The sequence below is a fragment of the Ottowia oryzae genome, from assembly GCF_003008535.1.
GTDB lineage: Bacteria > Pseudomonadota > Gammaproteobacteria > Burkholderiales > Burkholderiaceae_C > Ottowia > Ottowia oryzae.
Genome location: NZ_CP027666.1, coordinates 133,377 through 159,577 on the forward strand (window position 1 = coordinate 133,377; position 26,201 = coordinate 159,577).

Below are 26,201 nucleotides of genomic sequence, written 5' to 3' on the forward strand. Positions count from 1 at the left end.
GTTTTCACGGCGATGTCTTTGATGCTGTCGATCATGAAATCCAGCGATTCGCTGCGGGTCAGCGCCTCAATGCAGTTGCGGCGAACTGCTGGTCTTCATCTCCGCGCATGGCGGAAAGGAATGCCTGCGGCAGGATGGCTGCATCCTTGATCAAATCCGCCACGTCAAACACCAAGCCGCCGCGCCGCGTTTTGCCGTGCAGCACCGCCAAGCCATGCGGCAAGCCCAGCACCCATGTGGCGGTTGCACCCAAGCCGTAAGCCAGGTAGTTGCCATGGTCGAGAAAGCGGTTCGCCGGGTCGGTGCCGGTGCCGCGCTTGGCACGGGTGAAATCGCCATAGCCGGTGGCGTCCACCGCCAACTTGAACAGCGCCTTGGTCAGGCGCGCTTCTTCGGTGAGCAAGGCCGTGGTGTCTTCCGCCCGATTCACTTCCGCTTGTGAGCGCGCGATCAAGTCATCCAAACGAGATAGATCGACCTGAAAGCCGGCTTCGACCCAAGCCCGTTGCGCCCACTCTGCGCGCAGGCGTTGCATGCGTGTCGTCTGCAAGGCTTTGGCAGCCATCAAGCGCAGCTCGTCGTCAAACCAGAATTTCACCCACGCTTGCAGATATTCGGTGGGCCTATATTCGCTTTGGGGCGTGAGCCAGGCCACCTCCACATCGACCTCGTTGGCGCTGAACAGCGGGGTGCCGCCGCCACCGCAAAAGCCCACAAGCACCCCCGCTTTGGCCAGCTCGCGCATAGCTGCCTGGGTGATCGAAGTACCCGTCCCAAGCAGGATGCTGGTGGTGTTGGCGATGGGAATGTTCCAGTACAGGCTGCGCTTGCCGGCATCGGTCACATACTCCACGCGCCCACCGTTGACCAGAACGCGGCAATGCTCCAAGTAATACAGGTTGGCACGTTTGGAGTGCAGAACCGTCTTCAGGTCTGAGGCAGGAAGATCTCGCATGGTGCGCCAACTTTACGGGCAAATACGGACCTCATCTGGCGGCACCGCTCACCGCTCGATCCCAAGTAAAACGCCACCCCAACCAAGCAGCAAAAAGCCCCAACGCCGCAAGGTGCTGGGGCTTGTGTTCTGGCGGCTGCGCTGCCGCAAAAAAACTCAGCGGCTGCTCGGGAAGCTGAACATCGCCCCCTCGCGCACACCGGCTGAGGGCCAGCGCTGCGTGATCGTCTTGCGCTTGGTGTAGAAGCGCACCGCGTCAGGGCCGTAGGCGTGCAGGTCGCCGAACAGGCTGCGCTTCCAGCCGCCGAACGAGTGGTAGGCCACCGGCACGGGCAGCGGCACGTTGATGCCGACCATGCCCACGAGGATGTGGTCGCTGAAGTAACGCGCCGCCTCGCCATCGCGGGTGAAGATGCAGGTGCCGTTGCCGTATTCGTGGTCGTTGATCAGCTTCATGGCCTCTTCCAGCGTCTTCACGCGCACGATGCCCAGCACCGGGCCGAAGATTTCTTCCTGGTAGATGCTCATGCCCGGCTTGACGTGGTCGAACAGGCAGGGCCCAAGGAAGTAGCCGTCTTCGTGCCCCTTGACCTTCAGGCCGCGCCCGTCCACCAGCAGCGTGGCGCCTTCGGCCACGCCCGCGTCGACATAGGCCTTTACCTTCTCGAAATGCGGCTTGGTGACCAGCGGGCCCATGTCGTTGCCGCCGTTGTCGGTCTGCGTGCCGGGGCCCACCTTCATTTTGGCGATCTCGGTTTTCAGGCCGTCGATCATCTTGTCGGCCACCTCATCGCCCACGGCCACGATCAGCGGCACGGCCATGCAGCGCTCACCGCAGCTGCCGTAGGCGGCGCCCATCATGGCGCTGACGGCGTTGGCAATGTCGGCGTCGGGCATGACCACGGCGTGGTTCTTGGCGCCGCCCAGGGCCTGCACGCGCTGGCCGTGCTTGGCGCCTTCGCTGTAGATGTATTCGGCGATCGGCGTAGAGCCCACGAAGCTCACCGCCTTCACGCGCGGGTCGTGCAGCAGCGTGTCCACCGCTTCCTTGTCGCCGTTGACCACGTTCAGCACGCCGGGCGGCAGGCCCGCCTCTTGCGCCAGTTGGGCGATCAGCAGTGCGCTGCTGGGGTCGCGCTCACTGGGTTTCAGCACAAAGCTGTTGCCGCAGACCACGGCCATCGGCCACATCCACAGCGGCACCATGGCCGGAAAGTTGAAGGGCGTGATGCCCGCGGTAACGCCCAGCGGCTGGAATTCGCTCCAGCTGTCGATGCCGGGGCCGGCGTTGCGGCTGTGCTCGCCCTTGAGCAGCTCGGGCGCGTAGCTGGCGTATTCCACGTTCTCGATGCCGCGCTGCAGCTCGCCCATGGCGTCGCCCAGCACCTTGCCGTGCTCGGCGGTGATCAGCTGCACGATCTCGTCGGCGCGCTGCTCCAGCAGCACCTTGAGCTTGCTCATGACCCGCGCGCGCTTGAGCGGCGGCGTGTCGCGCCAGGCCGGGTAGGCTTTCTCGGCGCTGGCGATGGCCGCCTCTACGGTGGCCACGCTGGCCAGCGCCACGTGCGCGCTGACCTGGCCCGTGGCGGGGTTGAACACCGGCTGCGTGCGCGCCGTGTCGTTGACGATCTGGCCGTCGATCAGGTGGCCGATGGTGCGGGTAACGTTCTTGTCGTGTTGCATGGTTCTATCAGTCAAATGTGCCACCAGCGCCCGTCCATCCTGCGCCAGCAGCTATCAAAAAAAGAGTTATCAGCTCAAGCCGCCAGGGCGGCTTGCGGCGCCAGCGTGGGGGTGACGTGCGCCAGCGCACGCTCTACGTCCGCGGCCTTTTCGCCCACGGGCGCGAAGTAGTGCATCACCTCGCGCGCCGCGTCGATGCCCTTCAGCCGCGCGATCAGCCACGTCACCAGGTAGGGCGCCGCCATGCAGCCGCCGGCGGTGGCGACGTTGCCTTGCGCCGCAAAGGGCTGGTTGACCACGTCGACACCCGACGCCACCACCCAGGGCTTGCTGGTCAGGTCGGTGCACGCGGGCACCCCTTGCAGCACGCCCAGTTGGCCGAGCAGGAAGGTGCCCGAGCACTGCGCCGCCAGCAGCTGGCGCGACGGGTTCAGCCGCAGCTGGCCCATGATGGCCGGGTTGGCCGCCACTTCGCGCGTTTTCATGCCGCTGCCGATCAGCACCGCATCGGCATCGCCCACGCGCGAGAGGTCTTCGTGCGCGTCGATGGTCAGGCCGTTCATCGACGTGACGCGCGGCGTGGGGCTGGCGATGCGCACCTGCCAATCCGCGTCGCCCAACAGCGCGATGCGGTTGAGCATGGCGTACGCCACCAGCGAATCGAGGTCGTTGAAGGCGTCGAAGGTGAGGATGGCGATGTGCATGGGTTTTGAATGAAATCGGCCGATAGCGCAGGTGCAACCATCGCCGGCAGCTATCAAAACATGAGTAATCTGCCGGCGCGGGCCACTCAGGCGGTTTCGTTCAGCGCATCGCCCAGCGCGCCGACCAGCCGGTCGATCTCGGCCTTTTCACTGATGAAGGGCGGCGCCAGCTGGATGGTGTCACCGCCGTAGCGCACGTAAAAGCCTTTCTTCCAGCACGCCATGGCGATCTCGTACGGGCGGCGTGCGGGCTCGCCGGGCAGCGGCGCGATGGTGATGCCAGCGGCCAGGCCGTAGTTGCGGATGTCCGCCACGTGCTTGGCGCCCTTCAGGCTGTGCACGGCGGCCTCGAAGTGCGGCGCGAGGGCCTTCGCGCGGGCGGGGCCGTCTTCTTGGTCGAGCAGCTCCAGCGCGGCCACGCCAGCGGCGCAGGCGACGGGGTGCGCGCTGTAGGTGTAGCCGTGGGCGAATTCGAGCATGTAGTCGGGCCCGCCGGCGGCCATGAAGGTGTCGTAGATGTCCTTGCCCGCCACCACGCCGCCCAGCGGCTGTACGCCGTTGGTGACCTGCTTGGCAAAGGTCATGATGTCGGGCACCACGCCAAAGGCGTCGCTGCCGGTCATGGCGCCGCAGCGGCCAAAGGCGGTGATGACTTCGTCGAAGATCAGCAGGATGTCGTGCTGCGTGCAGATTTCGCGCAGGCGCTGCAGGTAGCCCACGGGCGGAATCACCACGCCGGCCGAGCCGCTGAACGGCTCCACGATGACGGCGGCGACGTTGCTGGCGTCATTCAGCGCGATGATGTCCAGCAGGCGGTCGGCCAGCGCCACGCCGCCTTCCAGCGGCTGGCCCTTGACGAAGCTGCCCATGGGCGGCTGGGTGTGCGGCAGGTGCGCGGCGGGCACGCCCTGGCCGTACAGCTTGCGGTTGGCCGACAGGCCGCCGACCGAGATGCCGCCGTAGTTCACGCCGTGGTAGCCCTTCTCGCGGCCCACCAGCAGCTGCTTGCCGCCCTGGCCTTTCAGGCGCCAGTAGGCGCGCGCCATTTTCAGCGCCGTGTCGGCCGCCTCAGAGCCGCTGGCGCAGAAGAACACGTGGTCGAGCCCCGCCGGGGTGCGCGCCTTGATGGCGTTGGCCAGCTCGAACGACAACGGGTGGCCAAACTGGAAGGCGGGCGAATAGTCGAGCTGCGCGGCCTGCTTGCCCACGGCTTCGGCGATTTCTCGGCGGCCATGGCCCAGGCCCGTGCACCACAGGCCGGACAAGCCGTCGAACACCTGGCGGCCGTCTCTGTCGGTGAGGTACGCGCCCTGCGCGCCCACGATCATGCGCGGGTCGCGCTTGAACTGGCGGTTGGCGGTGAAGGGCATCCAGTGCGCTTCCAGCCAGGCGGCGTCGGTGCGCGTGCCGCCTTGGGCAGCGGTGGAGGGGTTGGCGGTGCTCACGCTCATGAGGATCTCCTGCAAGGGTGCGGGTGAAAGCGGCCAGGCGCGGGCCGCCCAAAAAAGGCCATTGTCCTGCCCGCGTTTAGCCGGTTAAATACGCAAATATCCAAGTTCAGTTGCCGATCTATGCAAGTAAAAAACACCGCCGCGCCAGCAGGCAGCGCCCCAGGGCGCCCGCGCGCCCTGATCGGGCAGGTGAGCGACATGGACTTGCGCCTGCTGCAGGTCTTCAAGGCGGTGGTGGAATGCGGCGGCCTGGCCGCGGCCGAGCTGGAGCTGAACATCGGCACCAGCACCGTCAGCCGCCACCTGAAAGACCTGGAAACGCGCCTGGGCCTGACGCTGTGCCGCCGTGGGCGCGCAGGCTTCGCCCTGACGGCCGAAGGCCAGCGCGTGTACGACGAAACCTTGCGCCTGCTGGCCGCCGTGGAAGGTTTTCGCACCGGCGTGCACGAGTTGCACCAGCGCATGGGCGGCCAGCTGGCGGTGGCGGTGTTCGACAAGACCGCCAGCAACCCGCAGGCGCGCCTGCACCGCGCGATTGCGCAGTTTGCGCAGGCCGCGCCGGACGTGCGGCTGAACCTGCACGTGGGCAGCATCCCGCAGATCGAGCGCGGGGTGATGGACGGCAGCTTTGCCGTGGGCGTGATTCCCGAACACCGCGCGTCGGCCACGCTGCGCTACGACGCGCTGTTTGGCGAAACCATGTACCTGTACTGCGGCGAGGGGCACGCGCTGTTCGGCGCGGGCGACCACGCGCTGGACTGGGCTGCGCTGCGCCGGCGGGGCGATTTCGCCGGGCTGGGCTACCACTCGCCCAACATGGAGCTGGCGCATGCCGAGCGCTTGCCGCGCCGCGCCACGGGGTTTGAGCAAGAGGCGATCGCCACGCTGATCCTGTCGGGCCAGTTCGTGGGCTTTCTGCCCGACCACTACGCCGACGCCTTCGTGCAGCGCGGCCAGATGCGCGCCGTGCAGCCCGCGCTGCTGAACTACCGCTGCCAGTTCGTCAGCCTGCTGCGGCGATCGCCCCAGCCGTCGCGCGCGGCGCAGCTGTTTCACGAATGCCTGTTGGCGGCGCACCGGCGGCCTGATGCGCCCGTGGACGCATCCGAATGAAAATAGCCGCTGGCGCCCTACGCACCTGCGCTAGCAGCTATCATTTTTGAATAAATGGCCGACTGATCAGCGGCGCGGCGTGGCCGATCAGCGCGCTGGGAATGCACTTGTAGCGGTCAAAGCCGCTCGTTGCCCGGTCGCTGAATCCGCCGCGCCGCCTATGCCTGACGACGGCGCGAATCGGCCGACCCGCTCGGCCGCCGCCGTCAAGGCAGCATCGTGCCGGTGCGCAGGTAGCGCTCGTGCCAGCTCAGCGCGTCGGTCAGCACGTGCGGCGTGTGCTGGCCGTTGGCCTGCAGCCGCGCGCGCGCCAGGTAGTCGTGCAGCGCGTCGCGGTAGGTGGGGTGCGCGCACGTGTCGATGATGCGCCGCGCGCGCTGCTGCGGGGCCAGGCCGCGCAGGTCGGCCAAGCCTTGTTCGGTGACGATCACCTGCACGTCGTGCTCGGTGTGGTCGACGTGCGAAGCCATGGGCACGATGCAGCTGATGCTGCCGTCCTTGGCGATGGACGGCGTCATGAACATGGAGATATAGGCGTTGCGCGCAAAGTCGCCCGAGCCGCCGATGCCGTTCATGATGGCGCTGCCCATCAGGTGCGTGCTGTTCACGTTGCCGTAGATATCGGCTTCGATCATCGCGTTCATGGCCAGCACGCCCATGCGGCGGATCAGCTCGGGGTGGTTGCTGATCTCTTGCGGGCGAATCAGGATGCGGCCGCGAAAATCGTCGATGTGCGCGTTGAAGTAGTCCGCCGCGTCAGGGCTGAGCGACAGCGCGGTGCACGAGGCGCTTTGCAGCGTGCCGCTGCGCAGCATGTCCAGCATGCCGTCCTGCAGCACCTCGGTGTAGGCGGTCAGGCCGGCGAACGGCCCGCGGTCCAGCCCCGCCAGCACCGCGTTGGCGATGTTGCCCACGCCCGACTGCAGCGGCAGCAGGCTCTTGGGCAGGCGGCCCTGGGCCACTTCATGCTGCAGGAAGTCGATGATGTGCTGGGCGATGGCGGCCGACTGCGCATCCGGCGGCGTAAACACGCTGTTGCGGTCGGGCGCGTCGGTGTCGACCACGGCGATCACCTTGGCCGGGTCGCACCGCAGGTAGGGCTCGCCGATGCGCTGATCCGCCGTCTCCAGCGGTATCGGCTTGCGGTGCGGCGGCAGGGCGGCGCCGTAATACACGTCGTGAAAGCCTTCCAGCGCCGCGCTCTGGCGGTGGTTGACTTCCAGGATCACGTAATCGGCCTGCTCGATCCAGGTCTTGTTGTTGCCCACCGAAGTGCTGGGGATCAGCCGGCCGTCGGGCAGCACGCCCGCCACCTCGATCACCGCCACGTTCAGGTGGCCCAGAAAGCCGAACCACACGAACTGCGCGACGTGCGACAGGTGGATATCGACGTACTGCATGTGGCCGCTGTTGATCTGCGCGCGCACCGTTGGGTCGCTCTGATAGGGCAGGCGCATGTCGATGCCGTCGACCTTGGCGAGTGCGCCGTCCAGCTCGGGCGCGGTGGATGCGCCCGTCCACAGCCCGATGCGAAAAGGGCGGCCGGCCGCGTGGGCCGCTTCGATGTGCGCAGCAAGGGCGCGCGGCACGGCCTTGGGGTAGCCGGCGCCGGTAAAGCCACTCATGCCCACGTTCCAGCCCGGCTGGATCATGGCGGCGGCCTGTTCGGCCGACATGCGCTTGGCGCGCAGACCAGGGTGCTGGATTCGCTCGGCGGAGCTGGCGTTGGAGGAGCTGTCGATGAAGGTCAAGGCGCGGACACCGTTGAAGCGGATGGGCCTGGGCACCCCAAAAAGCGCCCAGGAATCTAGGGTTAACCCTAGTCTACCCAGCCAACCCAGCGCTTGCCTGACAAGACCTGACGCGCCCGCGCTAACGGTATATTCGGCCGCTGGCGCAGCACCCACCTGCGCCAGCAGCTATGCTAAATATAGCAATCGGCCCGCTCGATCGCCCCGCGGACGGTCTGGCCTCATCGCCAGGCGAGTGAGGGGACTGCAGCCGCGCGAGGCGCGCCGCGCGCTCAGCTGCCCGCCTTGATGACCCCGCACGCCAGGCGGGGGCCGGCGTTGCCCACGGGCTGGGCGTTCACATCGTCCGGGTCGCGGTGAACGATCACCGCCTTGTTGATGATGCTGTTGGGCCCGCGCAGCTGCAGCGATTCGCTGTTGAACGACACCGTGGCCGTGCCGTTGGCGTCGGCCACCAGCTGCGGCATGTCGCCCACGTGGTGGTGCGGGCCGTCCCACGCGCCGTGCGGCTGGTGGGTGGGGTTGAAGTGGCTGCCGGCGCTGCTGAAGTCGGGCTTGGAGCAATCGCCAAACTCGTGCACGTGGAATGCGGCGTGCGAATTGGGCGCCAGGCCGGTGACGGTGCCCGTCACGCTGGTGATGCCGCGCACTTCGGAAAACTGCAGCGAGCCCTGCACGGGCGACTGCGGGTTGGGCTGCGGCACGCCACCGGCGGCGGCGCTCAGCTGAACCGATGCCACGGTGCGGGGGTTGGCCCCGCCATCGCCGATGGGCTTGGCCGCGCAGGCCGCCAGCGCCGCAGCGGTGGCAATCAGCGTCAGGCCGCCAACGCGGCGCAGGGTGGTGGTGGTATTCATTCGATGGACTCCTTGAAAAATCGGGTTCACGGCCTGCCGCATACCTGGGCGGCCGCACCGGCGCCAAGCCGGTAAACAGCTGCGCCGCTGGCGCACTCACAGCGGCGGCGCAGGGCGCAGCGCCACCCATGCTAGGCGCGGCGGCGCAGCAGGGCGTGTAGGAGAACGGCGCCAAAGGTGGCGGTGCCGATGCCGCCCAGCGCGAAGCTGCCGAATTTCAGCGTGAAGTCGCCCGTGCCCAGGATCAGGGTGACGGCGGCCACCAGCAGGTTGGCCGGGTCGCCAAAGTTGACCTTGTTGTCCACCCAGATCTTGGCGCCCGAAATGGTGATCAGCCCGAACACCACGATGGACACGCCGCCCATCACCGGCAGCGGAATGGCCTGGATCAGCGCGCCGAACTTGGGCGAAAAGCCCAGCACCAGCGCCATCACCGCCGACACCACGAACACCGCCGTGGAATAGATGCGCGTGGCGGCCATCACGCCGATGTTTTCGGCGTAGGTGGTCTGCCCCGTGCCGCCGGCCGCGCCGCTGACCATGGTGGCCACGCCATCGCCGATGAAGGCACGGCCAATGTACGGGTCAAGGTTGCGACCGGTCATGGCCGACACGGCCTTGATGTGGCCCAGGTTCTCAGCCACCAGGATCAGCGCCACCGGGGCGATCAGCAGCATGGCGCCAGCGTCGAACACCGGCTTGGTGAAGTTGGGCATGCCGACCCACGGCGCGGCGATGATGCCGGAGAAATCCATCGGCTTGCCCAGGCCCATGCCGTTGGCCAGCACCAGGTAGATGACGGTGGCCAGCGCGAGCCCCACCAGGATCAGCAGCCTTTGCACCATGCCCTTGGTGAACACCGCCACCAGCGCCACGCAGACGAAGGTGACCAGCTGCATCCAGCTGTCGAAGTTGCTGGCCGCCATGTTCTTGATGGGAATGCCGGCCAGGTTCAGCCCGATCACCGCCACCACCGCGCCGGTGACCACCGGCGGCATCAGCTTTTCGATCCAGGCGGTGCCCACGGCCTGTACCACCAGGCCGATCAGCGCGTAGATCAGCCCGCACACGATGATGGCGCCCAGCGCCACCGCGATGTTGGCGTTGGCCCCCTTGCCCGCGTACGCCGTGGCGGCGGTCACCACGCCGATGAAGGCGAAGGACGAGCCCAGGTAGCTAGGCACCTTGCCGCCGGTGATGAAGTAGAAGATGAGCGTGCCGATGCCGCTCATGAAGATGGCCAGGTTGGGGTCGAACCCCATCAGGATGGGCGCCAGCACCGTGGCGCCGAACATGGCGATGACGTGCTGCACGCCCATCGTCATGGTCTGCGGCCAGGGCAGGCGCTCGTCCGGGCCAATCACGCCACCGTTTGCCAGCGCCGACGTGGGGCGCTCTGTCCATTGAAACCAACTCATCCTCAACCCCTCTTGCCGTTGTTGCCGATCCAGCCGCCAATGGTAGGGTGTTGCGCAGGATTTTCAGCGCGGAGATTGCGGAAATGCGCGCACCTGAACTGTGCGCCGGCGCGTCGCATGCTTCACTATTGATAGCTGCCAGCGCTGGATGAGCCTGCGCCAGCGGCCTAAAACCCGATCAATGCCTTGACATGGTGCATCGGCTGCGCCGCAACCGTTGGGGCCGCAGCAGCCGGCGATGCCAATGTTTTGGCGGCACCGGCTGCGCCACCTGCCGCGCAGTCCGCGTGGCCAGTCGCTGCCCCCCGAACAGCGCCGCCCGCCTCACATGGCCTGGTTGCGTGCGGTGGCAAAACGCAGCGTGCGCTGGCAGCCCACCATCACGACCGAGGCGTGGTCTTCGTCCTCAAAGATGCGGAAGGCCGCGCGATCCGGCCCCAGCCAGGCCGCCATGTCCTGCGCCAGCGCCTGGGCGTGGCCGACCATGTCGCGCTGCGCCCGGCGCGCCACCAGCAGATCGTGACCGGGGTGGGCGCGCTGCCAGGGCGGCACGGCGCCCTCCCATTCGCCCACGGCCATGAAGACGTTGGGCGTTCTGGTGGACGGCAAGGTGGTGGCCAGCCGCGCCTTCAGGCCCGCCGCGTCCCACCAGATGGATGGGCTGATGGCCGCCCAGGTGCGAAACGCCTCAGGCCGCGCAGCCAGCGCCTGCAACACAAACTGCCCGGCCAGCGAATGGCCAAACAAGGTTTGGCGGGTGCCGTCCAGCGGCAGCTCTTGGCGCAGCGCGGGCGCCAGCTCATCAACGAGAAAGTGCAGGAAGGCCGGGCCACCGCCCACCGGCCCGTCATCGGGCGGCGCCTCCTGGGCGGCCGGGCCCCAGGTGTAGTCGCGCCGGCGCAGCCGGTTGGCAAACAGCTCGTCGGCGTCATGCCCGATGCCGATCACGGCCATGGGCGCCACGCCGGTGGCGTCCACCCGGCGGTTGCCACGCCTAATCGCCTCGACAAAAGTGGCGAAGAGAGCGCCGGCGTCCAGCACGTAGATGGCCGGAAAGCCGTTGGCCGGCGGAGGGCCATCCGGCAGCCAGAGGCTGACGCGGTAGTCGGCCCCGTTGGCCGCTGCGCGCACGCGCCGCAGCTGGCTTGCAGGCAGTTCGACGGGCGGCCAGGCGGTCACAGTACGTCGTCCACCATGATTTGCAGGCTGCCGCGCGAGCAGTGCTCAACCCGCGCGCGCACGCCGTACACGCGCGCCAGGGTGTCGGGCGTGATGGCCTGGGCCGGCGCACCGGTGGCCACCACCGCGCCCTGCGCCAGCATGACGATGCCGTCGGACCAGCGCGCGGCAATCTGCAGGTCGTGCAGCACCATGATGGCGATCATGCCGCGCTCACGCGCCAGCTCGTGCACCAGGCGCATCACGCGCAGCTGGTGCTGCAGGTCGAGCGCGCTGATCGGCTCGTCCAGCAGCAGCACGCGCGGCTCGCGCACCAGCGACTGCGCCAGCGACACCAGTTGCCGCTGCCCGCCAGACAGGTGGTCCAACCCTTCCATCGCCAGGTGCAGGATGCCCACGCGCTCCAGCACCGCCACGGCGCGGCGCTGGTCGGCTTCATGCCCTGCCCTGCCCTGGTGTTCGCCCGGGCGGTCGGTGGCCGATGCCTGCAGCGCGCCCAGCACGCTTTCCAGCACCGACAGCGCCACACCTTGTGGCAGCGTCTGCGGCATGTAGGTCACGCGGCGCGCGTGCTCGGCCAGCGGCAGGCCGACCAGCTCCTGGGGGCCCAGCTGGATCGACCCGGTGGCCGCCTGCAGCCCGGCCAGGGCGCGCAGCAGCGTGCTCTTGCCCGCCGCGTTGGGCCCCAGCAGCGAATGCACCTCACCCGGGCGGACGGGGGGCAGGCTCAGGTTCTGGATGACCTGCCGGTCGCGGTAGCCGGTGGACAGGTGGCTGACCTGCAGCGTGTCGGCGTAGAAAGCTGGCGCCTGACTCATGAGCGGCCCGGGTTGCGGAAGATCAGGAACAGGAACACCGGCACGCCGACGATGGCGGTGACGATGCCCACCGGCATGATGGCGCCCGGCACCAGCGTCTTGCTGGCCACCGAGGCCAGCGACATCACCAGCGCGCCGCACAGCACGCTGGCCGGCAGCAGAAAGCGGTGGTCTTCACCCAGCAGCAGGCGCCCCATGTGCGGCCCGACCAGGCCGATGAAGCCGATCGTGCCCGCGAACGCGACCGACGTGGCGGCCAGCAGGCTGACGCGCAGCAGCGTCAGAAAGCGCAGGCGGCCCACGTCCACCCCGAAGCTGCGCGCGCGGTCTTCGCCCAGGCGCAGCGAGGTCAGGCGGCCTGCGGCCATCCACGAAAAAGGCAGCACCAGCGCCAGCACGGCGGCGAGCACGCCAACGTGGTTCCAGGTGGCGCGCGAGAGCGAGCCCATGCTCCAGAACACCAGCTGCTGCAAGGCTTCTTGCGACGACAGGAACTGCACCAGCGCCACCAGCGCATTGAAGGCAAACACCAGCGCGATGCCCAGGAGCACCACGGTTTCCACCCCCGCGCTGCGGCGCCTTGCCATCGCCTGCAGCAGCAGCACCGAGCCAAAGGCGAACACAAAGGCGTTGATGGGCACCATCCATTCCGCAGGCACGAAAGGCAGGCTGACGCCCAGCACGATGGCCAGCGCAGCGCCAAACGAGGCCGCCGACGACACGCCCAGCGTGAACGGACTGGCCAGCGGGTTGTTGAGGATGGTCTGCATCTCCGCCCCCGCCAGCGACAACGCCGCGCCCACCAGCACCGCCATCAGCGCATAGGGCAGGCGCACCTGCCAGATGATGGCCTGCTGCGGCGCGGACAGGGCATCCGGCGAGAAAACGCCAGCCAGCACCTGCATGGGCGTCAGCGACGAAGGCCCGGTGACCAGGTCCAGCAGGAAGGCGGCCACGCACAGCACCAGCAGGCCCGCAAGGATCAGCACGCGACGGGCGACCAGCCTGCGGTAGGCCTGCAGCACCGCGTCGGCGTTCACCGCCAACTCTGCGGCGGTCATTTCAAGCTGACCCAGCCCGTGCCTTCGTAGGGCACGGCCAGAAAGCGCTGGTTGATCTCGTTCAAGGTTTTTTGCGGATCCACGTCCTTGAAAAGTTCTGGGTGAATCCAGGTCGCAAAGGCCTCGATGGCGACGATGTCGATGGGCGAATTGATCAGCTGGTGCGCCAGGCCATAGGTGCGCCCCGTCTTCACGGCCGTCAGCTGCGCGATGCCCTGGCGCTGAGCCACGGCGGCCAGCGAAGCGCGGGCGCGGGCCGCGTCGTAGCCGGCGCCCAGCACCAGGCCGCCCGTTTTCTCCAGATGGGCGCCGCCGGTGGCGATGTAGATCTTGGGGTCGCGCGAGATGACGTACTCGATGTTCAGCTTGCCCACGGGCGCCTTCAGCACGTCGGCGCCGATGTTGTGGCCGCCGACAAAGTCGACGTACTCGCCCATGTTGCCTTTGCCAGGGGAATTGCAGCAGTCCTTGCTGATGCCTGCGTGCGCCTCGAGGAACACGGTGGGCCTATCTTTGGGCGCCAGCTTGGCCACGCGCTGGGCGATACGGTCGCGGTGCTGGCGGCTGTAGTCGATGTAGGCGTTGGCCTTGGCGGCGCTGCCCGTCAACTGGCCCAGGATGCGCAGGCTGGGTTCCTGGTTCTTGAACGGGTTGTCAAAAAAATCGATGAAGACCACCGGAATGCCCGCCGCCTGCAGCTGCGCGATCTGCGCGTCGGATGGGCCCGCACCCACCGACACCACGGCCACGTCGGGCGCGGCGGCCAGCACGGCCTCGAGGTTGAAACTGCCTGCCGAGCTGGCCACCTGCGGCACTTTGGTGATGGCCGGAAAGCGCTTGACGTACTGCTGGTAGGTGGCGTCGCCAATGCGGTGAATGTCACGCGGCCACCCTGCCAGCGGCTTTACGGGGTCGGCAAGGATCAAGGACAGGGCCACGAGGAAGCGGCCGTCGTCGATCGTGATCTTGTGCACCTGATCCGGCACCGTGACGGTGCGCCCGCGCAAGTCAACGACCTGCGCAGCTTGGGCCGTACCGGCAGCCCACAGGGCCATGAGTGTCAGCAGCAGCCCTCCAGCACGGGCGAAGCGACGAAAGCAGCTATTCACGAACGATTCCTATTTGCGACACAACCCCGCGATGTTGCCATAGCCGCCGGCACCGGGCATGCACCGCCCATCTCGACACGGCTTTCCGAAGGGAAAACCGGCGTCACCGTACGAGGCAAGCCCTTAGGCGCGGTGTTGCGAACCACCAAGCCAAATTAGCTGCAACGGTTTCCTCTTTAGAATCCGACACAAATACAAATCATTCTCATTGTTAAATGATCACCGGTTTCTGCGATCCGATGGGCCTTCTCGGCAGGTGCACTGCTGCCCGCGGTGGGCCATCTTGCGCTTCGCCGGTAGCGATGTCTGGCGACGCCGGCCGCTGATGAGGCCGATCTCGCAAGGCACCTGCATGGCACCAAAGGATGGACAGGCATGACCCAGGACGCAACCACCGCCGAGGGTGTTGAGACGAGTGCGCCCATGGGCGCACTCATGCTGGCGGCCCTGACCGGCACCATGGCGATGATGGCTTTCGTGGCCATTGTCGGCCCGCTCGTGCGCCGACTGGAGCTGCCCGAATGGGTGGCCGGCCTGTCGGTCACGACAGGGGGCCTGCTATGGATGTTGCTGGCGCGCTGGTGGGGCGGCATGGGGGACAGGCATGGTCGCAAGCCGGTACTGGTGGTTGGCTTTGCCGCGTTCGCGCTGGTGTACCTGGCGTTGGCCTACGGGATCGACCTGGCGTTGCGGCGCGACATCACGGCGGCGGCGGCGCTCGTTCTGCTGGTCGTGGCACGTGGGCTGGTGGGGGCGTTCTACGCGGCCGTGCCGCCCACGGCCGCGGCACTGATCGCCGACACAACCCGGCCTGCGGCGCGGCCGGCGGCGATGGCCAAGCTCGGCTCTGCTAACGCCCTTGGGTTGGTGCTGGGGCCGGCTGCGGCAGGCTGGCTGGCCGGGCGCGATCTGGCGCTGGCGCTGTATTTCGCCGCGCTGCTGCCCTTGCTGGCGCTGGTGGTGGTCGCCCTGGGCCTTCCATCAGGCGCACCGGCGGCGGCACGGCCGCCCGGCGCGCCCCCGATGAAGCTGCTTGATCGGCGCTTGCGCGTGGCGGCATTGACCGCGTTTGCCGCGATGGGCTCGGTGGCGATTGCGCAAGTGCTGGTGGGCTTTTTTGCCATCGACCGCCTGAACCTCTCGGTGGTCGAAGGCGCCCGCGTGGCCGGGTTGTCACTGGCGGCCGTGGGCTGCTCGCTCATGGTGGCGCAGCAGCTGGTCATGCGGCTCAAGCACGTTCCGATGGGCCGCTGGATCGGCGTCGGCGCACTCATCGCCGGCCTCGGGTTCTTCGGCGTGACGCTGGTCACCACCCAGTGGCAGATGTTGCTGAGCTACGCCGTGATGTCGTTCGGCATGGGCATGATCTTTCCCAACTTTCAAGCGCTGGCGGCCAACGCGGTGCTACCGCATGAACAAGGCGCCGCAGCCGGCACGCTGTCCGCAGCGCAGGGCCTGGGCATGGTGCTGGCGCCGCTCATCGGCACCATGCTGTACCGCGTCGCACCCGCGCTGCCGTACGCGGTGGTGGGCACGGGCCTGTGGGCTCTGGCGGCGCTGGCTTTCGTCAAGCTGCGCAGGAGCGTGAACGCATGAGCGATGCATTGATTCCATTGGTACAACCGTGGCCCGCCGACTTGGCCGAGCGTTACCGCGCGGCAGGCTACTGGCGCGGGGAGACCTTTCCGGGCATCTTGCGCGACCGCGCCGTGCGCTTTGCCGAGCGCACCGCCGTGGTCGCTGGCGAAGACCGCTGGACCTACGCCGAGCTGAACGCCCGCGCCGAGAAGATCGCCGCAGGCTTGCTGGGGCTGGGCCTGGCGCCCGGTGACCGCGTCGTCATCCAACTTGGCAACACGGCCGCCTATTACGCCGTGGTGTGGGGGCTGTTCAGGGCCGGTCTGATCCCGGTATTTGCGCTGGCGGCGCACCGCCTCACTGAAGTTGCACACTTTGCGCGCAAGTCGCAGGCCAGCGCCTACGTGGCGGTGGAGCGCTACGAAGGTTTCGACTACCGCACACTGGCGCGCGAGCTGCTGGCGCAGCCGGACATCGGCGTGCAGCACGTGGTGATCGCGGGCGACGCGGCCGAGTTTCAGTCGCTGGATGCGTTGCCCGGCGCGCCGGGCTTGCTGCCCACCAGCGACCCCGACCCGCAGTCCGTCGCCTTTTTGCAAATCTCGGGCGGCTCCACCGGCCTGTCCAAGCTGATCCCGCGCACGCACGACGACTACATCTACAGCTTTCGTGCCAGCAACGAGATTTGCGGCATTGGTGCGGATTCGGTCTACCTGGTGGCGCTACCGGCCGCGCACAACTTCCCCATGAGTTCGCCTGGCGCCCTGGGCGTGTTCTATGCCGGGGGCACGGTGGTGTTGTCGCCGTCACCTTCACCCGACGTGGCCTTCCCGCTCATCGCGCGCGAACGCGTGACCGACCTCGGTCTGGTGCCCCCACTGGCGCTGCTGTGGGCACAGGCGGCCGAGCGCACGCCGCACGACTTGTCCAGCTTGCGGGTCTTGCAGGTGGGCGGCGCCAAGCTCACGCTCGAAGCCGCACGCCGGGTTGTCGCCGCGCTGCCAGTGAGGCTGCAACAGGTGTTTGGCATGGCCGAAGGCCTGGTCAACTACACGCGGCTGGACGACGACGAGGACACGGTGCTGGGCACGCAAGGCCGCCCGATCAGCCCGGACGATGAGGTGCTGGTGGTGGACGACCACGGCCAGCCTGTAGCGCAAGGCCAGCCCGGCTACCTGCTGACGCGCGGGCCCTACACGATCCGCCGCTACCACAACGACGAGCCGGCCAACGCGCGCTCGTTCACCGAAGACGGCTTCTACCGCACCGGCGACATCGTGGTGCAACGTGCATCCGGCCATCTCATCGTGCAAGGCCGCGCGCACGACCACATCAACCGCGCTGGCGAAAAGATCTCGGCCGAAGAGGTTGAAGACCTCTTGCTGGCGCACCCGCAGGTGTTTGACGTGGCCGTGGTTTCCATCCCCGACGAGTACCTGGGCGAGCGCATCTGCGCGTTCGTGATTCCCCGACAGGGCGAGAAGCCGCGCCCGCCAGAGATCAAGGCGTGGATGCGCGGGCGCGGTGTGGCCGCGTTCAAGCTGCCTGACCAGTTTGTACTGGTCAACGCATTTGAAGTCACGGCCGTGGGCAAGACCAGCCGCAAGGAACTGCGGGCACGCCTGCGCGCCGATTTCATCGCCAGCCAGAAGAAAGACTGACCCCATGACTGCCTTTACCCTCGAGCGCATGCGCGCGGACGTGGCGCGCATGCTGCGCGAAGACCCCGAAAACATTGGCCTGGACGACAACCTGATGGACTGGGGCCTGGACTCGATGCGGCTGCTGGATCTGGTGATGAGCTGGAACGCCGCCGGCCTGAACATCGACGTGATGGAGATCGGCGCCGAGACTTCGCTGAACGGCTGGTGGCGCGTGATCCAGCAGCAGGGCGCATGAGCCTGCGCAGCGTTGATTGACGTGTCTTCTGAGATCACCCCCAACGGCCCCTGGCCGCTGACCGAAGCGCAGGAAGGCCTGTGGTACGCCCAGCGGCTGGATCCGGCCAACCCCAGTTTCCATTGCGGTCACGCCCTATGGATCGACGGCCCACTAGATGTGGCCGCCTTTCGCGCCGCCGCCGAACAAGGGGCGCGCGAATGCCAGTCCTTGTCCTTGGCCCTGCGCGAAACGGCGCAGGGCGTAACGCAATGGATCGACCCCACTCGCACGCCCGCGCTGGAAGTCGTTGACCTCACGGAGGACGCCGACGCGCAGCAACGCGCGCGCAACGCCATGCAGGCCGACATGCAGACGCCGATCGATCCGCTGCAGGACGCGCTGGCCAAGCAAGTGCTGTTCAAGCTGGGCGATACCGCGTTCTGCTGGTACCAGCGGGCCCACCACCTGGCGACCGATGGCTTTGCCATGGCACTGTGGAGCCACCGCGTCGCCGACCTGTACGCCGCACGCCTGGGCGTGTCGCCCGAGCGCAAGCCGCTGTCCGCCTTCGCTGGCGTGGCTGCGGACGACGCCGCCTACCGTGCCAGCGCCCAACGCGCGGCGGACGCGGGCTACTGGCGCGAGCGTTTTGCCCAGCCGCCCGAAGTGGCCGGCCTGGCGCCCGGCCGTGCCGTGGCGGCGCACCGCTGCCACCGCATCAGCACGGCGCTGCCGCTGATGGTGGCGGCCGCCCTGAAAGCGCAAGCCACGCGCCTGGACATCGGCTGGCCCGACCTGCTCACGGCGCTCACAGCGCTGTATTGCCAGCGCATGGCTGCGGCCGATTCCACCGTGCTGGGCATTCCCTTCATGGGCCGGCTGGGAACAGCCGCGGCGCGTGCCAGTTGCATCGCGATGAACGTCCTGCCGCTGCGCGTGGACGGCCAACCGGGCCAAGCCCTGGCCGACTACGTTGAACAAAGCGCCCGCGCCCAACTGCAGGCGCGCCGTCACGGCCGCTACCGCAGCGAACAATTGCGGCGCGATCTGGGCCTGCTGGGCGGCCAGCGGCGCCTGTTCGCGGCGCTGATCAACGTGCAGCCCTACTACCAGCCGCTGGCGCTGCCGGGGCTGCGGGCGCGCCTGGAAATATTGGGCACTGGCCCGATCGACGACTTGACCATCGGCTTCAGGGGATTTGGCGACCAGCTTGACCTCGAGCTGGAGGCCAATCCCGACCTGTATGCGCTCTCAACCGTCCAGGCGCATCTGGCCAGACTGCCGTGCTTCCTGGCTGCGGCGCTGGACGTGCTGGCCAGCGGCGGCGCCGTGGACGATGTGCCACTGGCCAGCCCCGCAGAAACCCGTGCGCACCTGTTCGAGCACAACGCTTCGGACCACCCTGTGGCCAACACCACATTGACGGCGCTGATCGAAGCGCAGATGGCCCAGCGGCCAGATTCGACCGCGCTCGAATTCGAAGGCGACCGCCTGACCTACGCCGAGCTGGAGCAGCGCAGCCGCTGCCTGGCCGCCGCCTTGCGCCAGCAGGGCGCGGGCCGCGGCACGTTGGTGGCCGTGGCCTTGCCGCGCTCGCTGGATCTGCTGGTCGCGCTGGTCGCCGTGCTGCGCGCCGGCGCGGCCTACCTGCCCCTGGATCTTTCGCACCCCACGGAAAGACTGGCTCGCATCGCGCAGCTGGCACAGCCGCTTTGCGTCTTGGCCGAGGCGGACGCGCAAGCGCTGCTGCCAAGCGACGTGCCGGTTTGGGCCCCCAGCGATTGGCCGGATGCCTGCGCCGCGGCGGCGCTGCACTCTGACATCACGCCGGCGGACGCCGCCTACGTGATCTACACCTCCGGCTCCACCGGAGAGCCCAAGGGCGTGGTGATCGAGCACCGCGCCATCGTCAACCGGCTGGAATGGATGCGGCAGCACTACGGCTTTGACGCGGATGACCGCATCCTGCAAAAGACGCCAGCCACCTTCGACGTGTCGGTGTGGGAGTTCTTCCTGCCGCTGATCACCGGCTGCACCCTGGTGATCGCGCCGCCGCAGGCGCACCGCGATCCGGCGTGGCTGGCCGACATCATCCGCACGCAGCAGATTGGCACCTGCCACTTCGTCCCGTCCATGCTGGCCGCGTTTCTGGCGCATCCGGCCTCGCGCGGCCTGCGCCTGCGGCGCATCTTCTGCAGCGGCGAAGAGCTACCGGCTGCGCTGCGCGACCGGCTGCACGCCACGCTGTCGAGCGAGCTGCACAACCTCTATGGCCCCACCGAAGCCGCGGTAGACGTCAGCTGTTGGCCCGCCAGCGCGGCCGACCACTCGCGCCCGGTGCCGATTGGCTTTCCGGTCTGGAACACCCGGCTCTACGTGCTGGACGCGCACATGCGCCCTGTGCCGCCGGACGTGCCGGGCGATCTGTACCTGGGCGGCGTGCAACTGGCGCGCGGCTACCTGGGCCGAGAAGACCTGACCGCCGAGCGTTTCCTGCCCGACCCGCACCGCCCGGGCGAGCGCATCTACAAGACCGGCGACGTGGCGCGCTGGCGCCAAGGCGACGGCGCCATCGTCTTCCTGGGCCGCAGCGACCACCAGGTCAAGCTGCGCGGCCTGCGCATCGAGCTTGGCGAGATCGAAGCCGCGCTGCTGGCCACGCGGCGGGTGACGCGCGCCGAAGTGCTGCTGCGAGAGGACGGCGGTGACGCGCGGCTGGTCGCGTACGTGCAGGCCGTGCCAGGCGCGCCGTGGGATGAAGCCGCGCTGCACCAGCAACTGTCGGCCCGCCTGCCCGACTACATGGTGCCCGCCGCTTGCGTGCCGCTGCAATCATGGCCTGTCACCGCCAATGGCAAGCTGGACCGCCAGGCGCTGCCCGCACCGGTGTTCTCGGCCAACGTGTCGGGGCGGGCACTGCGCACGCCGACCGAGACCGCGCTGGCCGGCCTCTTCGCCGAGCTGCTGCACTTGCCCGCCACGCCGCCGCTGGGCGCCGATGCCGACTTCTTCAGCCTGGGGGGCGACTCGCTGTCTGCCGTGCAGTTGCTGCTGCTGATCGAAGAGCGCTGGCGCCGCAACCCGGGGCTGGGCGCCCTGTTCGAGGCGCCCACCATCGCCGCACTGGCCTCGGCCATCGACAGCGAGACCGTGCGCTTTGACAGCGGCCTGAAGCCCGTCATCCAACTGGCCGCGGGCGACCCGGCACAACCGCCGCTGTTCCTGATCCACCCTGCCGGCGGCATTGCCTGGGGTTACCGCGCCTTGGCGCGCGCGCTGGCCAATGCCAGCCCGTCGCGCAGCGTGTGGGGCCTTCAATCGCCCGCGTTGAACCCGGCGCTGCCGCTGCCCCACAGCATCGCCGCGCTGGGCGAGGCGTACGCCGACCGAATCGAAAGCCTGCACACCACCGGGCCGATTCACCTGGCTGGCTGGTCGGTCGGCGGCATCATCGCGCAGGCCATCGCCGTGGCGCTGCAGCAGCGCGGCCGCCGCGTCGGCCTGGTGGCGCTGCTGGATGCGTACCCCGCCGATTGCTGGCGGGACGAGCCTGAGCCCACCCCGCAGCAAGCGCTGCGCGCGCTGTTGGCCATCGCCGGGTACGACCCTGAGGGCTTCCCCGAGCTGGATACGCCCGCCAAGCTGATCGAGTTCCTGCGCCAGGGCGACAGCGCGCTGGGCAACCTGCCGGGTGAGGCGCTGCAGGGCGTGGTGCGCGTCGTGACCGACACCAACCGCCTGATCCGCCAACACCATCACCAACGCATGGCCGGCACGCTGACGCACATCCGCGCCGCGCTGGACCACGCTGCCCAGCCGCAGCTGCAGGCACAGCGCTGGGCGCCCTACGCCGACGAGATCGACACGCTGGAAGTGCCCCTCATGCACGCGCAGATGACCAGCGCGGCAGCCACGCAGCGCATTGCGCCGGCCCTGGCAGCGCGCATGGCGCTGATCGAGAACCCCCATCGCCCGCCATGGCACAGGCCTGAGCGCGGCGGCCCACAACCCTTGTTTGCCAACGCCCCTGTATGACCACCTCTCGACGACGCTTCATCGCACGCAGTGCAGGCCTGGGTCTGGGCGCCTGCGCGAGCTTCGCCAGCGACCTGATCTCCCCGGCCCGCGGTGCGCCGGCCCCCGCCTTCCCGACGCGCGCGGTGCGGGTGTTCACCCCATTTCCCGCCGGCAGCGGGCCGGATGCCTCGCTGCGCATGGTGGCCGACCAGCTCTCGCGGCACTGGGGCCAGCCGGTGCTGGTCGACAACCGGCCGGGGGGCAATGGCTTCATCGCGGTGGCCGCCTTCAAGAAAGGCGCCAGCGACGGGCACGACCTGCTGCAGCTCGACAGCACCCACATCACCAGCCACCCCAGCACCTTCGCCAACCTGCCCTACGACGTGCAGCGCGATTTCGCGTCCTTGCGCATGCTGCTGCGCACGCCGTTTTTTGTGACCGTTGGCGCGCGCAGCCCGCACCGCACGCTGGAAGACCTGCTGCGCACCGCGCGCGCGCAGCCAGGGCGCGTTACGTACGGGTCGTGGTTCAACGGCAGCCCAGGGCATCTGGCCGGGCTGCTGATGCAGTCCAGGTTCGACGTGAGCATGCTGCACGTGCCGTTCCGCGATTTCGGGCAGCTCTACACCGCGGTGGCCAATGGCGACGTGGATTGGGCCATGGGCAGCGTGGCCACGGCCGCCCCGCTGGAAAAGGCCGGGCGCCTGCGCTTCATCGCGTTGGCCGCGCCGCAGCGCGACCCGCTCTACCCCGACGTGCCCGCCACCGCTGAAACGCCCGCCACGCGCGGCTTTGAGGTCAGCGCCTGGGCGGGCCTGTTTGCGCCAGCCGCCATCTCGGGCGAGCTGCGGCGGATGATTTCAGCCGATGTGTCGCAGGCCCTGGCCGCGCCCGAAGTGGTGGCGGCCTACAAAACCCTGGGCTACGAAGCGCCCAACCTCAGCCCGCCGCAGTTTGACGCACTGATCCGCCGCGAAACCGCCCAGTGGGCCAAGGTGGTGCAGGCCGCCCACCTCAAGCTGGACTGAGCTTTTACCGCCCCCGCACGCCGAAGGACCCCGCCATGCCCCTCATTCACCGCCGTTGCTTTGCCGCAGGGCTGGCTGCGGCCGCAGCCGCCATCGCCCTCGGCCCTGCGCACGCCGCGGGCGCCTGGCCCAGCAAGCCGATCACCATCGTCGTCAACGGCGGTGCCGGCAGCCTGCCAGACATCTTTGCCCGCCCGCTGGGCGACCGGCTATCGGCCGCGCTGGGACAGCCCGTGGTGATCGACAACCGCCCTGGCGCCGGCGGCATGGTGGCCATGCAGCAGGTCAAGAACGCGGCCAAGGACGGCCACACGCTGGCGGTGGTGACCAATGCGCACATGGTCTGGAACCCCTACGTCTTCCCCAAGCTGACCTACGACCCGGCCACCGATCTGATGGCCGTCAGCCCCATCTCCGTCATACCGATGGCGCTGGTGGTCAACCCCAAGGTGCCCGCGCAGACCACCGCCGAGCTGTTCGCGCTGGCAAAGAAGGCGCCGGGCACGCTCAACTACGCGTCGTCCGGCAATGGCAGCCCGCCGCACGTGCTGTTTGAAATGCTGCGCGAGCAAGCCGGGGCGGACATCGTGCACGTACCTTTCAAGACCGGCACCGACGCGCTCACCTCCGTCGTGGCGGGCGACACGCAGATCTACCTGGCCGGCACGTCGCTGGTCGAGCCGATGGCCAAGGAAGGCCGCCTGCGCGTGCTGGCCGTCAGCCCCAAGGTCACGGCGCCCACCTTCGCCAGCGCGCCCACGCTGCAGTCGCAAGGTTTTGACGGCTATGAAAGCGCCGTTTGGCTGGGCCTGGTGGCCACCGCGGGCACGCCGCCGGCGGTGGTGCAGCGCCTGAACGATGAGGTGGGCAAGGCGCTGAAAGACCCGGCCATGCGTCAGGCGATGCTGGCGCACGGCGCGCTGCCCTACCACGCCAGCCCTGCGGCGTTTGCGCAGCGCATCGCGGCCGAGCGCGCCACCTGGGGCCCGGCCATCCGCCGACTGGGGATTCAGCCTAACTGATAGCCATCACTACTATTTCGATAGCTGCCAGCGCACACCCCACCAGCGCTGGCGGCCTATTTCTTATTTAAAACACAGATCAAGCCACAAGCCAGCTTGCAAGAACCCACCATGAACCTGATTGAAGACATCGTCGCCAACGCGCCCGCGCTCAGCGACATCCGCCGCGACATCCACGCCCACCCCGAGCTGTCTTTCAAGGAAACCCGCACCGCCGATTTGGTGGCCGACCTGCTGACGCAGTGGGGCATTCCGGTGCACCGCGGCCTGGGCAAGACCGGCGTGGTCGGCATTCTTAAAAACGGCGATTCGCCGCGCAGCGTGGGCCTGCGCGCCGACATGGACGCGCTGCCGATGACCGAGGCCAACGAGTTCGCGCACGCCAGCCGCCACCCCGGCGTGATGCACGCCTGCGGCCACGACGGCCACACCACCATGCTGCTGGGCGCCGCGCAAGAGCTGGCGCGCACCCGCCGCTTTGAAGGCACCGTGTACCTGATCTTCCAGCCTGCCGAAGAGCACGGCGGCGGCGCGCGCGAGATGATGAAAGACGGCCTGTTCGAGCGCTTTCCGATGGAGGCCGTCTTCGGCATGCACAACATGCCGGGCATTCCTGCCGGGCACTTCGCGGCGTCGCCCGGGCCGGTGCTGGCGTCCAGCAACGAGTTTCTGGTGCGCGTGCGCGGCAAGGGCGGGCACGGCGCCATGCCGCACCTGGCCGTGGATCCGCTGCCGATCGCCGCGCAGATCCTGCAAGCCTTTCAAACCATCGTCAGCCGCAACAAGAAGCCATCCGACACGGCGGTGATCTCGGTCACCATGATCCACGGCGGCGACGCGCCCAATGTGATCCCCGACACGTGCGAGATGCGCGGCACCGTGCGCACCTACACCAGCGAGACGCTGGACCTGATCGAGCGGCGCATGGGCGAGATTGCCCACGGCACGGCCGCCACCTTCGGCGCCGAGTGCGATTTCGAGTTCACCCGCATCTACCCCGCCACCGTCAACCACGCCGCCGAGACCGCCTTCGCCCGCGAAGTGCTGGCCGATCTGGTGGGGCCGGATCGCCTGATCGCGCAGACGCCCATCATGGCGGCGGAAGACTTCGCCTTCATGCTGCAGCAGGTGCCGGGCAGCTACAGCTTCATCGGCAACGGCGACGGCGACCACCGCGCCGCTGGCCACGGCCACGGCCCGTGCCTGGTGCACAACACCAGCTACGACTTCAACGACGCGCTGCTGCCCGTGGGCGCCAGCTACCTGGTGCGCCTGGCCGAGCGCTGGCTGGCCACGCCGCGCGGCGCGTGACGGCGCAGCGACCGACCGCACCACAGATCAACCAACTGCAAAATTGATAGCTGCCAGCGCTTATCCCACCAGCGCCAGAAGCCAATTTGTTTAGAAAACCAAAACCGCGGGCTTTTGGCCCGCCGGTGTCAGCCGACGCGCCCGAAGGCCCAGCCCGCGGCGGCCTGCGTGCCTTCCACTTCGTCGATCAGGCGCAGCAGCGGCGTCAGTTCGCGGTAGCGGCCTGCGGTGTGGCGGATGTAGCCGATGAAGCGCGGCGTATCGGCCAGGTACTTGGGCTTGCCGTCGCGCAGGGTCAGGCGCGCAAAGATGCCGGCCACCTTCAGGTGCCGCTGCAGGCCCATCCATTCCACGGCGCGCCAGAAGCTGCCGAAGTCGTTGTGCCAGTCTTCGTAATCCATCAGGCCCGCCTTGCGGGCGCGCTCCCAGTAGCGCACGGTGATGTCCAGCACGAACTCTTCGTCCCAGCTGAGGAAGGCGTCGCGCATCAGGCTGGCGATGTCGTAGGTCAGCGGGCCGTACACCGCGTCCTGAAAGTCGAGCACGCCCAGCGGGCCACCCTGCTGTGTCGGCAGCATCAGGTTTCGCGGCATGAAGTCGCGGTGCACGTAAACGCTGGGCGCGGGCAGGTTGCGGGCCACGATCAGGTCGAAGGTTTTGTCCAGCGTGTCGCGCAGCTTGCCCTGTACGGGCACGCCGCGGTGCTTTTCAAGGTACCAGTCGGGGAACAGCGCCAGCTCGCGCCGAAGCAGCGCCTCGTCGTAAGGCGGCAGCTCGCCGGGGCGGCTGGCCTGTTGCCAGGGCAGCAGCGCGTCCAACGCGGCTTCGTACAACGGGCGGCTGGCGAGGGAGTTGTCAGGCTGGACGGCCTCGATCATGGTGCGGCTGCCCAGGTCGCTGAGCAGCATGAAGCCGTGGGGCTGGTCCCAGGCCAGCACCTCGGGCGCGTTCAGCCCGGCGCCGTGCATCAGCGCGGCAACGTGCACGAAGGGCTGGCAGTTTTCGTGCGCCGGCGGCGCGTCCATCACGATGCGGCTGCCGCCGCCCTGCGTGTCTACCCGCAGGTAGCGCCTGAAGCTGGCGTCGGCCGAAGCGATGCGCACGCTGGCCGGGCGCAGGCCTTGCTCGTCCGCGATGCCGGCCATCCAGCGCGCGAAGGCGGCCTGGCGGTCGGCGTCGGGCCACAACGGGGCGGCGGGGGCGCCCAGGGGGGCGGGGGCATCGGGGGATGGGGGTAAGGCGTGGGGCGCGGCGCTCATGGATAA

20 protein-coding genes are annotated in these 26,201 nt (G+C 68.3%); 8 read left to right on the forward strand and 12 right to left on the reverse strand.

Annotated elements, in window-relative coordinates:
- Positions 1-58: 58 nt before the first annotated feature.
- The 4 genes from cas1f to aptA all read right to left on the reverse strand — a co-directional run bounded on the left by cas1f (position 59) and on the right by aptA (position 4,793).
- Positions 59-955, reverse strand: a complete 897-nt coding sequence (gene cas1f / locus C6570_RS00555) for a type I-F CRISPR-associated endonuclease Cas1f (protein ID WP_342747941.1) — start codon at positions 953-955, stop codon at positions 59-61.
- Positions 956-1,111: 156 nt separating this feature from the next.
- Positions 1,112-2,638, reverse strand: coding sequence for a CoA-acylating methylmalonate-semialdehyde dehydrogenase (locus C6570_RS00560; protein WP_106701097.1), 1,527 nt, complete (start codon positions 2,636-2,638; stop codon positions 1,112-1,114).
- Positions 2,639-2,712: 74 nt separating this feature from the next.
- Positions 2,713-3,342 (reverse strand): DJ-1/PfpI family protein, encoded by a 630-nt coding sequence (locus C6570_RS00565; protein WP_106701099.1) that lies wholly within the window; start codon positions 3,340-3,342, stop codon positions 2,713-2,715.
- 86 nt (positions 3,343-3,428) lie between these two features.
- Positions 3,429-4,793, reverse strand: a complete 1,365-nt coding sequence (gene aptA / locus C6570_RS00570; RefSeq protein WP_106701101.1) for an omega-aminotransferase AptA — start codon at positions 4,791-4,793, stop codon at positions 3,429-3,431.
- Positions 4,794-4,913: 120 nt separating this feature from the next.
- On the opposite strand from aptA, the gene C6570_RS00575 reads away from it, so the two are divergent.
- A complete protein-coding gene (locus tag C6570_RS00575) occupies positions 4,914-5,906 on the forward strand; it encodes a LysR family transcriptional regulator (RefSeq protein WP_106701103.1) in 993 nt (330 codons plus the stop codon).
- Between the two features lie 206 nt (positions 5,907-6,112).
- Here the strand turns inward: C6570_RS00575 and scpC are convergent, their stop codons facing one another.
- The 7 genes from scpC to C6570_RS00610 all read right to left on the reverse strand — a co-directional run bounded on the left by scpC (position 6,113) and on the right by C6570_RS00610 (position 14,045).
- Positions 6,113-7,657, reverse strand: coding sequence for a succinyl-CoA:acetate CoA-transferase ScpC (gene scpC, locus C6570_RS00580; protein ID WP_483870160.1), 1,545 nt, complete (start codon positions 7,655-7,657; stop codon positions 6,113-6,115).
- A gap of 272 nt (positions 7,658-7,929) precedes the next feature.
- Positions 7,930-8,514, reverse strand: a complete 585-nt coding sequence (locus tag C6570_RS00585; protein WP_106701105.1) for a superoxide dismutase family protein — start codon at positions 8,512-8,514, stop codon at positions 7,930-7,932.
- Positions 8,515-8,645: 131 nt separating this feature from the next.
- Positions 8,646-9,932, reverse strand: coding sequence for a solute carrier family 23 protein (locus C6570_RS00590; RefSeq protein WP_106701107.1), 1,287 nt, complete (start codon positions 9,930-9,932; stop codon positions 8,646-8,648).
- Between the two features lie 324 nt (positions 9,933-10,256).
- Positions 10,257-11,111, reverse strand: coding sequence for an alpha/beta hydrolase (locus C6570_RS00595; protein WP_164675461.1), 855 nt, complete (start codon positions 11,109-11,111; stop codon positions 10,257-10,259).
- The gene (locus C6570_RS00600) at positions 11,108-11,929 is read right to left on the reverse strand and encodes an ABC transporter ATP-binding protein (RefSeq protein ID WP_106701111.1); all 822 of its coding nucleotides are present in this window, start codon (positions 11,927-11,929) and stop codon (positions 11,108-11,110) included. Before C6570_RS00600 ends, C6570_RS00595 begins: the two co-directional genes overlap by 4 nt.
- Positions 11,926-12,990: a FecCD family ABC transporter permease gene (locus C6570_RS00605; protein WP_106701113.1), complete on the reverse strand. Its 1,065-nt coding sequence runs from the start codon at positions 12,988-12,990 to the stop codon at positions 11,926-11,928. The genes C6570_RS00600 and C6570_RS00605 overlap by 4 nt, the downstream gene beginning before the upstream one ends.
- Positions 12,987-14,045 (reverse strand): ABC transporter substrate-binding protein, encoded by a 1,059-nt coding sequence (locus C6570_RS00610; RefSeq protein WP_106701116.1) that lies wholly within the window; start codon positions 14,043-14,045, stop codon positions 12,987-12,989. The genes C6570_RS00605 and C6570_RS00610 overlap by 4 nt, the downstream gene beginning before the upstream one ends.
- A gap of 429 nt (positions 14,046-14,474) precedes the next feature.
- Here C6570_RS00610 and C6570_RS00615 point away from each other — a divergent pair, with 429 nt between their 5' ends.
- The 7 genes from C6570_RS00615 to C6570_RS00645 all read left to right on the forward strand — a co-directional run bounded on the left by C6570_RS00615 (position 14,475) and on the right by C6570_RS00645 (position 24,936).
- Entirely contained in the window at positions 14,475-15,695 is a 1,221-nt protein-coding gene (locus C6570_RS00615; protein ID WP_211297624.1) for an MFS transporter, read from the forward strand.
- Positions 15,692-17,338 carry a (2,3-dihydroxybenzoyl)adenylate synthase gene (locus C6570_RS00620; RefSeq protein ID WP_106701118.1) on the forward strand — a complete coding sequence of 549 codons (1,647 nt, stop codon included), beginning with the start codon at positions 15,692-15,694 and terminating at the stop codon, positions 17,336-17,338. Before C6570_RS00615 ends, C6570_RS00620 begins: the two co-directional genes overlap by 4 nt.
- Before the next feature lie 4 nt (positions 17,339-17,342).
- A complete protein-coding gene (locus tag C6570_RS00625) occupies positions 17,343-17,576 on the forward strand; it encodes a phosphopantetheine-binding protein (RefSeq protein WP_106701120.1) in 234 nt (77 codons plus the stop codon).
- A 21-nt stretch (positions 17,577-17,597) separates the two neighbouring features.
- Complete coding sequence (locus C6570_RS00630) at positions 17,598-21,593, forward strand: non-ribosomal peptide synthetase (protein WP_211297625.1); 3,996 nt, start codon at positions 17,598-17,600, stop codon at positions 21,591-21,593.
- Entirely contained in the window at positions 21,590-22,603 is a 1,014-nt protein-coding gene (locus C6570_RS00635) for a Bug family tripartite tricarboxylate transporter substrate binding protein (RefSeq protein WP_106701122.1), read from the forward strand. Before C6570_RS00630 ends, C6570_RS00635 begins: the two co-directional genes overlap by 4 nt.
- A gap of 35 nt (positions 22,604-22,638) precedes the next feature.
- Positions 22,639-23,625, forward strand: coding sequence for a Bug family tripartite tricarboxylate transporter substrate binding protein (locus C6570_RS00640; RefSeq protein WP_245896246.1), 987 nt, complete (start codon positions 22,639-22,641; stop codon positions 23,623-23,625).
- Positions 23,626-23,736: 111 nt separating this feature from the next.
- A complete protein-coding gene (locus C6570_RS00645) occupies positions 23,737-24,936 on the forward strand; it encodes a M20 aminoacylase family protein (RefSeq protein WP_106704433.1) in 1,200 nt (399 codons plus the stop codon).
- A gap of 128 nt (positions 24,937-25,064) precedes the next feature.
- Here C6570_RS00645 and C6570_RS00650 read toward each other — a convergent pair whose 3' ends face one another.
- Positions 25,065-26,195: an aminoglycoside phosphotransferase family protein gene (locus C6570_RS00650; protein ID WP_106701124.1), complete on the reverse strand. Its 1,131-nt coding sequence runs from the start codon at positions 26,193-26,195 to the stop codon at positions 25,065-25,067.
- Positions 26,196-26,201 lie beyond the last annotated feature (6 nt).

Bases quoted from the DNA above. Each gene is read 5' to 3' on its own strand.
- cas1f (WP_342747941.1), bottom strand. From the start codon at position 955: ATGCGAGATCTTCCTGCCTCAGACCTGAAGACGGTTCTGCACTCCAAA.
- C6570_RS00560 (WP_106701097.1), bottom strand. From the start codon at position 2,638: ATGCAACACGACAAGAACGTTACCCGCACCATCGGCCACCTGATCGAC.
- C6570_RS00565 (WP_106701099.1), bottom strand. From the start codon at position 3,342: ATGCACATCGCCATCCTCACCTTCGACGCCTTCAACGACCTCGATTCG.
- aptA (WP_106701101.1), bottom strand. From the start codon at position 4,793: ATGAGCGTGAGCACCGCCAACCCCTCCACCGCTGCCCAAGGCGGCACG.
- C6570_RS00575 (WP_106701103.1), top strand. From the start codon at position 4,914: ATGCAAGTAAAAAACACCGCCGCGCCAGCAGGCAGCGCCCCAGGGCGC.
- C6570_RS00585 (WP_106701105.1), bottom strand. From the start codon at position 8,514: ATGAATACCACCACCACCCTGCGCCGCGTTGGCGGCCTGACGCTGATT.
- C6570_RS00590 (WP_106701107.1), bottom strand. From the start codon at position 9,932: ATGAGTTGGTTTCAATGGACAGAGCGCCCCACGTCGGCGCTGGCAAAC.
- C6570_RS00600 (WP_106701111.1), bottom strand. From the start codon at position 11,929: ATGAGTCAGGCGCCAGCTTTCTACGCCGACACGCTGCAGGTCAGCCAC.
- C6570_RS00605 (WP_106701113.1), bottom strand. From the start codon at position 12,990: ATGACCGCCGCAGAGTTGGCGGTGAACGCCGACGCGGTGCTGCAGGCC.
- C6570_RS00610 (WP_106701116.1), bottom strand. From the start codon at position 14,045: ATGGCCCTGTGGGCTGCCGGTACGGCCCAAGCTGCGCAGGTCGTTGAC.
- C6570_RS00615 (WP_211297624.1), top strand. From the start codon at position 14,475: ATGACCCAGGACGCAACCACCGCCGAGGGTGTTGAGACGAGTGCGCCC.
- C6570_RS00620 (WP_106701118.1), top strand. From the start codon at position 15,692: ATGAGCGATGCATTGATTCCATTGGTACAACCGTGGCCCGCCGACTTG.
- C6570_RS00625 (WP_106701120.1), top strand. From the start codon at position 17,343: ATGACTGCCTTTACCCTCGAGCGCATGCGCGCGGACGTGGCGCGCATG.
- C6570_RS00635 (WP_106701122.1), top strand. From the start codon at position 21,590: ATGACCACCTCTCGACGACGCTTCATCGCACGCAGTGCAGGCCTGGGT.
- C6570_RS00640 (WP_245896246.1), top strand. From the start codon at position 22,639: ATGCCCCTCATTCACCGCCGTTGCTTTGCCGCAGGGCTGGCTGCGGCC.
- C6570_RS00645 (WP_106704433.1), top strand. From the start codon at position 23,737: ATGAACCTGATTGAAGACATCGTCGCCAACGCGCCCGCGCTCAGCGAC.
- C6570_RS00650 (WP_106701124.1), bottom strand. From the start codon at position 26,195: ATGAGCGCCGCGCCCCACGCCTTACCCCCATCCCCCGATGCCCCCGCC.